Consider the following 8,250-nt stretch of genomic DNA (forward strand, 5'->3'; position numbering starts at 1 on the left):
GTTTTACATTGTCCTTCATCTGATGACTGCCTCCTGAAAGATAGGGTTATCTGTAATCACAGGCTTATCTGTCAAATGCAGGTGTAGGGCAATTTTTTCAATAAAATCCCGGTCTCCATCCAAAAGTCTCAGAGCAACCCACCGGGCATTAAACCGTTTATCTATAAGCCCCTCAATTTTAGGTATAAGCTGTGCTATAGCTGCTTCCACCTCTGGTGAATAACGCAATGGTTGGTGATGAGTCTTATACTCACCTGTAGCTACACGAAACACAGTGGCTAACAAGTGACTAAGACCTTCATTTTGGCGTGCTGCTGTTGCTACCACCGGCACGCCAAGCTCTTTTTCCAGCATATTTATATTTACTTGGATTTGTTTTTTTCTGGCCTCATCCATCAGATTCACACAAACAACAACCTTAGAAGTTATTTCCATAATTTGGAGGGCAAGATTTAAGTTTCGCTCCAGACAGGTTGCGTCCAATACAACTATGGTCACATCAGGACATCCAAAGCAGATGAAGTCTCTGGCTATCTGTTCTTCTACCGAGTTAGCCATGATGGAATACGTTCCCGGCAAATCAACCAATAAGAAAGATTGATGATTATAAGTAAATGTCCCTTGCGCATTATCCACTGTTTTACCCGGCCAATTACCAGTGTGCTGCCTAAGCCCGGTCAGCGCATTGAACACTGTGCTTTTTCCTACATTAGGATTACCCGCAAGAGCCACAACAAACTGTCCTGGTTTAACATGAATTCCAAACTGCTCACGTAACATTTTGCCATCCGGTTCTTTTACCTGTACCACGATTAGCCCTCCATTTCCTGCGTGTCAGTATAAACATGTGCTCGAATATACTGTGCATCCTCAGCACGCAAAGCAATCGTACTTCCCCTGACAGCAAATGCAATCGGATTACCGGCAGGACTTTTTCGTACACACCGAATCGGTGTTCCAGGAACCATTCCTAAGTCTAAAATACGCCTTCTTAATAATCCGCTAAGTTCAACACTGGCCACATATCCGGACGCTCCTACTGCCAGATCTGAGAGTGCAATTGTTGATGTCTGACTCACGTTACCAACCTCCTCAACTTAACCAAAGCTAACTGATGAGCCAAAAATATAAGTTAGCTACAGCTAACTGTCAGGCCATCTGATATATGCTATGAAAACCTGCTGTGGATGGATACAAATAAATGCATATTTTTCAAAATCAATAATATATTTTTAGATTGCACTAAAATCATCACTTCCACCCTCTGTCCCGGTTTACAAGAAACCATCTTTGCGTATTAACAACACCTCAGTCTGAAAACAAGCCGGGGCACTGGCATTTTGCTACCTGGAAAAATCTCTAACAAAAACAAACAGCGCCACTCCAGCGCTGTTTGTTTTTGTTCTATTAATCCTGTTTGATAGCTTTTGCCGACAATGGCCGTAGTCCTGCATCTTTTATCATAGCTATATCTCTATCACAGTCACGTCCGCCTGTTGTTAGATAGCCACCAATCAGCATACCATTAATCCCTGCTATCAGACTGATAGATTGCAAATCTCTCAGGTTTATCTCCCGCCCACCGGCAGTACGAATTCCCCTGCCAGGCAAAATAAACCGGAACAGTGCAAAAGTTTTTAATATTTCACGCGGCGGAAGCGGCGGTTGTTCGCCCAGTGCTGTGCCTTTAATAGGATTTAATATATTAAGTGGCACAGAATGGACGGCTAATGCCTTAAGCTCAAATGCCATATCCAATCTGTCTTCCATGCTTTCGCCTAAACCAATAATGCCGCCGGAACACACCTCCAGCCCAACTTGATGAGCAATACCGATGGTGGCGACCCTGTCATCATAGCTATGGGTGGTGCATACATTTATGTAATAATTGCGGCTACTCTCAACATTATGGTGATAGCGGCTTACCCCGACAGCCTTGAGAGCTATAGCCCGTTCAAGTGTCAAAGTGCCTAGAGACGCACATACCATCAAGTTGGTTTCCTGTTTAATTCGTTCTAAGGCACTGACAATCCGCGGAAAATCCGCATCTCGTTCCACGCCCCTGCCACTAGTAACTATGCTGAAACGAAGCGCCCCACTAGCTTCGGCCTGTTTGGCTGACGCTACAAGTTCATCTTCACTAAGTAATGGATATATGGGAATATTGGTTTGGTGATAAACTGATTGTGCACAAAAACGGCAGTTTTCTGAACATAACCCCGATCGACCGTTTACAATGGCACATAAGTCGATATCATCACCAACAAACTGTTGCCTAATCCTGTCAGCCATAGCTAATAAAAACGGCACGTCTTTATCATCAATCGCCGCAAGAACTGACGCCTCTTCTCGCGATACTTCTCCACCTTCCAGCACTTTGGTACCAAGCTTATTAATCAATTCAATATTGCGCATGTTACCCTCCCCCTTTGTTAACCAAATTTGTTTATAATGGTTAACCACCAAGCCAAACGTTAACTATGCATGAACTATGTGGTTGACATTTAAAATTATACTATATTTATACTCATCCTGTAAATTGTGAAATACGTTATCCCCAAACAAGCAAACGCACATTAAAAATCCGCCAACATATGCTAGCGGATTTTTAAGCAGACTCACTTTTTATCTTCAGGACGCTTACCGAATTTATACTTTGGTATTGGTTTTATCGGCATGTTGTCACATGGGTCATCAACCATCTCACACTCGTCTTTATCAAAGTCGTCCGTACAATAATCATCGTCTTCTTCATCTTCTGTACAGAATGTTGACGGTCCGAGGCCGGTAACACCAGAGAAGCTATGGCAATGCCCACAATCTTTGCTGGTCATGTCTTCAAAATAATGAACATGAGTGCCTTCCGGCATTTCAATGGCCGGTCCGGTCATAGTATCCTGGGTATGCCAGTGACCTTCCCCGCCTTCTTCACTAATAAAGGATGTCCGCCCATGAATTCGGTGAACATGGGTTTTTCCTCGTTCCTTCGCCGGACCACTAACCCCCATAATAATATGTTGATGATCGTCCGCCACGTCGGCTTCTAGTAAGTACGTATGAACATGTGGCATTGCACAGGTTTGGTTATGAAAAGGCTGCTTGACTTTACGTTCTTCCTCATTACCCGGCATAGTCGGTAGCACCTCCAAAATGGTTTCGTACCATATCCTATGCCAGAGAGTAGCAACTTGCTACTTTTTTAGTTGACACCAGTATAAATCTGACGTGCAACAGGCATCAAGCCAGCCATAAAAACAAAATAAAATTCATGAAGATAAAATTTGTTGGCAATAACTATATTCCCAACCACCTAAGCGACAGGATAACTGTCAACCCCAGGCCCATGGTAAGCATGGCGTTCCGGCAAGTATACGCTACAATGGCCGCCAGTATCCCTGCCAGCAAATAGTGGTTGCCCCAAGATAAGTCAACCCGGCCTTCAGGCAGAAGTAATGCAGGTACAATAAGAGCTGTCAGAACGGCAGTAGGAACATGTTTGAGCCAGCGATCCAGCCAACAGGGTGACCCGGTTGTTCTTAATACTGCCAGTGCCCCAAACCTTGTAACAAAAGTAGCCGCTGCCATGCCAACGATAATCAGCAATATCTCAAGCCGCATGGTTTTCCTCCTTCTCTAATAAACCGCCAATTATACTCGCAGACAAACAAGCGACAATAATATACCATTTTCCCGGCAGATAGATAACACCTGCTACCGAAGTTACTGCGGCAACCAGGCAAACCACCACACTGACCGGATTATTTAACCGAGGCATCAACATAGCCAGAAAAGTAGCTGGCATAGCAAAATCCAGACCCCAGGCCAATGGATCAGGAATGTAGCTTCCGACCAGCACACCGATGACAGTTGACAAAACCCAGATAGCATACAAAGCCCAACTGCATCCCATTTGATAATTGGCACTATAACCTGCTTGGGCCATACGATTAACAGTTATGGCATACGCCTCATCAGTCAGAGAAAATGTCAGCAGTAACTGCCGGGCTAGCGGCAGTTTTAAAAGATGCGGCGCCAAGGAGGCTCCCATTAACAAGTGACGAAGGTTAATGAGTAAGGTAGTAAATACAATAATACCCCAGCCAGTAATGCCAGCTCCCAACATAGTAATGCCGATAAACTGCGCAGCTCCGGCAAACACCAAGAGCGACATAAGTATAGTTTCTGCAGGTGTCAGTCCGGCTGTCAAACCCATAACACCGCAAGTAATACCAAATGGTATTACTCCCAGCATAATAGGTATACTATCGCGCGCCCCCTGCATATAATCGCTCATAACTTCACCCCCTAGTATAATTTATTTCATATTACCTGGCAGGAAAATGATTGTAAATATCCAATTATAATAATCAGGTTAACAATTGGATATTTAAGGAGTTTTTTGTTGGAATGGATATATCCAAAGTTTTTGATAAAACATGGCTTGTACCAAAATCGTCTACTCCCCTGTATATGCAAATTGCCAATATATTGACCGAAAATATCAAAAATGCTACCTTACCTGCCGGAAGCAAATTGCCGCCAGAACGTGAGCTGGCTACCCTGTTAGGAGTAAGCCGTACGACAGCCATTAATGCTTACCGCCGACTGGAAGAACAAGGTCTTATTACCACCAAAGTTGGCAGTGGTACCTATGTTGCAGAGTGGGCACTACCTGTCCACAGTACGCCGGCAGTCCCCTGGTCGCAATTATTTTCCCATAATTCCAATACGCAAGTATCCTCGATTATACGCGAAATTATCGCTTCTTGTGCCGTGAATGATAGCATCCCGTTAGCAGCCGGAATGCCTGACCCCGCACTATATCCCTTACAGGATTTTAATCGGCTGTTTGGGTTGCAGGCAGCCTCTATTGACGGCACTGATTTAGGCCATATACCAACCGAAGGCTACGCACCGCTCCGCCAGGCTTTAGCTGATAGACTGAAAACCAAAGGATATAATGCAACTCCGGAAACCACAATGATTGTCAGCGGCTCTCAGCAGGGGTTATATTTAATAACCAAGGTGTTTCTGGAACCTGGCGATTATGTGATTGTTGAGTCTCCTACTTATCTGGGTGCCATTCAGGTATTTAGTACCGCCAATGCTCGATTGCTCAGTCTGCCGTCCTCTGATTGCCTACAGCTTGACCTGTTAGAAGATTACCTTATCCGCTATCGTCCTAAGCTGTTTTATATTATGCCGACATTCCGCAACCCCAATGGCCACGTCATGCCACTTGAGGAGCGGCGCGATCTTTTACAATTAGCCGCTAAACATCGCCTAATTATTGTAGAAGACGATCCATACGGCGAATTATATTATGGCGAACAACCGCCACTTTCTCTCAAAGCCCTTGACAATTATGGCGGTGTGATTGCTCTCGGCACTTTCTCCAAAATGCTTTTTCCCGGACTACGCACAGGCTGGGTGATTGCACCGGAACCAGTCATTAACCGTTTTGCCTTAGAAAAACAATACATTGACCTGCATAGCAGCAACTTGTCGCAACGATTACTTTATGATTTTTTGTCAGCCGATTTACTTGACAGCCACTTGACGCGTGTACGCACCGAATACAAAAAACGCCGCGACTTTGCCGCCAGCGCGCTTAAACGGTATTGCAGCCCGTATCTTACCTTTACATTGCCAACAGGTGGTTTTTACTTTTGGTGCACACTAAGCCACGGTATTGTAACCCGTCAATTACTGCATGAAGCGGCCAAAACAGGAGTTTCGTTTGTTCCGGGCGAAGCTTTTTACGCAGATGGTTCCGGTTCTCAGGAACTAAGGCTCTGCTTTGTCAGCCATCCTGAAGACCGCCTGCTGGAAGGCATTAAACGCTTAGGCAAAGCATTGCATACTGTTGCTAATAACAATAGTACCGGTAAGCGAAAACACACCGAAGTGCCCCCCATTATTTAAGTAGAGGTGATCGAATATGCCAACCGTTATGGCACCCCATGGCATGGTTGTCACGCCACATTATTTGGCTTCACAAGTTGCCTTAGGCATTTTGAAAAAAGGCGGTAATGCCATCGAGGCCAGCATTGCCGCTGCAGCAACTCTTAGTGTTGTATATCCTCATATGAATTCTATTGGCGGTGACAACTTTTGGCTGATCTACAATGCTGCAACAAGCGAATTAATTGGCTTAAACGCCAGCGGCAAAGCCGGCAGCCTCGCTACCATTGATTACTACCGGTCATTAGGCTATGATACCATTCCACCGCGCGGCTATCTGGCTGCCAATACGGTACCAGGCGTTATTTCTGGCTGGCAGAAAGCGTTCGAATACTCTCAAGCCAACATGCCCACCGCATGTACCTGGCGTGAACTTTTGGCTGATGCCATTTTCTACGCAAAGAACGGGGTTCCGGTTACGCCAAGCCACTCCCGCTGGACCAAGGCAAATATCCCGCCAATCGCTGAAGAAACTCTCTCACTTAGCCGTTTTGAAGGGTTCTGCAACATTTTCTTAAAACCAAATGGCACTGCCTACAAGCCCGGAGAACTATTCAAACAGCCCGATCTTGCCGATACCCTAGCCCTAATAGCGGTTAAAGGGGCAAATGAATTTTATCAAGGATCGATAGCCCAGAAGATTGTAGCCGAACTGCAGGCAAATGGCGGAGTTCTTACATTGGCTGATTTTGCTCAACACACAGCCGACTGGGTAAAGCCGCTTTCGGTGAACTACCGGGATTATCAGGCATATAATCTGCCGCCAAATACCCAAGGTCTGGCCTCCCTGTCACTATTGAATATTCTCAATCATTATGACCTAACTTCATTTGGCGAAGGAACGGCCGACTACTATCATGTCATCGTCGAAGCAACCAAACAAGCCTTTGCCGATAGAGACAGGTGGCTGACTGATCCTGCCTTTGCCGCGATTCCTGTGGATTATCTGCTTTCCGTACAACATGGTCGGAAATTAGCTGCCCGAATTGATATGAACCGCGCCGCCAGTAGTGTAAAACCGCTTGACCCTAAAGGGGATACCGTTTGGCTGGGCATTGTGGACAATAGGGGCAATGCCGTATCACTCATCCAAAGCATCTATCATGATTTTGGTTCAGGCATTATCCCGCAAGGAACGGGTATAATCCTGCAAAATCGCGGCACTTTCTTCTCGCTCAATCCTGACCACATAAATAGCCTGGCACCGGGGAAACGGACTTTGCATACTCTCAATCCCGCCATGTTACTAAAAAACAATAAGCCTTATCTGGTATATGGCACAATGGGTGGAGAAGGCCAACCCCAGACTCAAGCCGCCTTGGTCACAAGGATTGTGGACTTTGGCTTTAGTGTGCAAGATGCCATATCAGCACCGCGCTGGTTATATGGTCGCAGTTGGGGAGCCAGTGCCAACGACCTTAAATTAGAAGGCCGTATCCCGTCGCCAATCATCGAACAACTTACCGCTCGTGGGCATACCGTTACAGTTGTCGATGATTTTGACGAAATCATGGGGCACGCCGGTGCTATTTTGATTGATCCTGATACCCATATCAAATTCGGCGGGGCTGATCCTCGCAGTGATGGGGCTGCCATTGGTTATTGATTGGTCAGTTGCTGGTAAAGTGCCTCCAGATTACGTTTCGCAGTATTTTCGTATCGATCCCGAAAGTATTCCGTCTGATAAATGGTAGCCTTGCTAAGAAAGTGTTTGATAACCTGCAGTCGTCCTAGGCGGTAATCTAAATCACTCATATGACCGTATTCGGCCCTAATTTGCCGTTCATACTCCAAGAATCGGTTCCATTCCTGCCCCAGGACGACTAAGTCAATATCTGCAAGATATTTTCCATCCTCACTGTCAGCCAGTTGCTTATGACTTGTCAATACAATTAGTTTGGCTGCCTGTCTGGCGAAGGCTGCCGGCAATGCCAACTGGTCAGCCGCATACAGCGCAACCGCCGCGCTCATAGATTCGTTACTTTGGGAGTTAGGCACACATACGATATCATGAAACCAGAGCGCATATTCTACCGCATGCGGTTGAGCCAGCCAAATCTTGATATCGTCCAAGTGAATAAGACAATCGGCAAGATGGTTTAATCCGTGGTAACATCGAAAAAATTGCTGGTAACCATCCCAAATAAGTGTACGTATTTTTTCGGCAGCTAGAATCTCACACCCTAATGAACTAGTAAAATCCGACCAGCGGTTAGCCAATAATGCAAATACCATAGTGTCTGCTCGCAACATAGCACTCCCCATTTTCAAATTATTTTTTGTTTC

General features: G+C 45.6%; 9 protein-coding genes. 2 read left to right on the top strand and 7 right to left on the bottom strand.

What is annotated here, in order from left to right:
- Positions 1–15: 15 nt before the first annotated feature.
- The 6 genes from AC29Z1_RS10090 to AC29Z1_RS10115 form a co-directional block, all read right to left on the bottom strand.
- A complete protein-coding gene (locus AC29Z1_RS10090) occupies positions 16–810 on the bottom strand; it encodes a FeoB small GTPase domain-containing protein (RefSeq protein WP_488271336.1) in 795 nt (264 codons plus the stop codon).
- 2 nt (positions 811–812) lie between these two features.
- The gene (locus AC29Z1_RS10095) at positions 813–1,079 is read right to left on the bottom strand and encodes a FeoA family protein (RefSeq protein ID WP_488271337.1); all 267 of its coding nucleotides are present in this window, start codon (positions 1,077–1,079) and stop codon (positions 813–815) included.
- 328 nt (positions 1,080–1,407) lie between these two features.
- Positions 1,408–2,415: a biotin synthase BioB gene (gene bioB, locus AC29Z1_RS10100; protein WP_488271338.1), complete on the bottom strand. Its 1,008-nt coding sequence runs from the start codon at positions 2,413–2,415 to the stop codon at positions 1,408–1,410.
- Positions 2,416–2,618: 203 nt separating this feature from the next.
- The gene (locus tag AC29Z1_RS10105) at positions 2,619–3,131 is read right to left on the bottom strand and encodes a YmaF family protein (RefSeq protein ID WP_488271339.1); all 513 of its coding nucleotides are present in this window, start codon (positions 3,129–3,131) and stop codon (positions 2,619–2,621) included.
- 163 nt (positions 3,132–3,294) lie between these two features.
- Complete coding sequence (locus tag AC29Z1_RS10110; RefSeq protein WP_488271340.1) at positions 3,295–3,618, bottom strand: AzlD domain-containing protein; 324 nt, start codon at positions 3,616–3,618, stop codon at positions 3,295–3,297.
- Positions 3,608–4,294 carry an AzlC family ABC transporter permease gene (locus tag AC29Z1_RS10115; protein WP_488271341.1) on the bottom strand — a complete coding sequence of 229 codons (687 nt, stop codon included), beginning with the start codon at positions 4,292–4,294 and terminating at the stop codon, positions 3,608–3,610. Before AC29Z1_RS10115 ends, AC29Z1_RS10110 begins: the two co-directional genes overlap by 11 nt.
- A gap of 113 nt (positions 4,295–4,407) precedes the next feature.
- On the opposite strand from AC29Z1_RS10115, the gene pdxR reads away from it, so the two are divergent.
- Both pdxR and ggt read left to right on the top strand, forming a co-directional pair.
- Positions 4,408–5,925: a MocR-like pyridoxine biosynthesis transcription factor PdxR gene (gene pdxR / locus AC29Z1_RS10120; RefSeq protein WP_488271342.1), complete on the top strand. Its 1,518-nt coding sequence runs from the start codon at positions 4,408–4,410 to the stop codon at positions 5,923–5,925.
- Positions 5,926–5,941: 16 nt separating this feature from the next.
- The gene (gene ggt, locus AC29Z1_RS10125) at positions 5,942–7,570 is read left to right on the top strand and encodes a gamma-glutamyltransferase (RefSeq protein ID WP_488271343.1); all 1,629 of its coding nucleotides are present in this window, start codon (positions 5,942–5,944) and stop codon (positions 7,568–7,570) included.
- Here ggt and AC29Z1_RS10130 read toward each other — a convergent pair.
- Positions 7,564–8,250: HD domain-containing protein (locus AC29Z1_RS10130; RefSeq protein ID WP_488271344.1), on the bottom strand; the 687-nt coding region annotated here is incomplete at its 5' end. The two genes, ggt and AC29Z1_RS10130, sit on opposite strands and share 7 nt — an antisense overlap.

The sequence above is a fragment of the Sporomusa sp. genome (genome assembly GCF_057736855.1).

Coding starts and splice junctions, on each gene's coding strand:
- bioB (WP_488271338.1), bottom strand. CDS start 2,415: ATGCGCAATATTGAATTGATTAATAAGCTTGGTACCAAAGTGCTGGAA.
- AC29Z1_RS10105 (WP_488271339.1), bottom strand. CDS start 3,131: ATGCCGGGTAATGAGGAAGAACGTAAAGTCAAGCAGCCTTTTCATAAC.
- AC29Z1_RS10110 (WP_488271340.1), bottom strand. CDS start 3,618: ATGCGGCTTGAGATATTGCTGATTATCGTTGGCATGGCAGCGGCTACT.
- AC29Z1_RS10115 (WP_488271341.1), bottom strand. CDS start 4,294: ATGAGCGATTATATGCAGGGGGCGCGCGATAGTATACCTATTATGCTG.
- pdxR (WP_488271342.1), top strand. CDS start 4,408: ATGGATATATCCAAAGTTTTTGATAAAACATGGCTTGTACCAAAATCG.
- ggt (WP_488271343.1), top strand. CDS start 5,942: ATGCCAACCGTTATGGCACCCCATGGCATGGTTGTCACGCCACATTAT.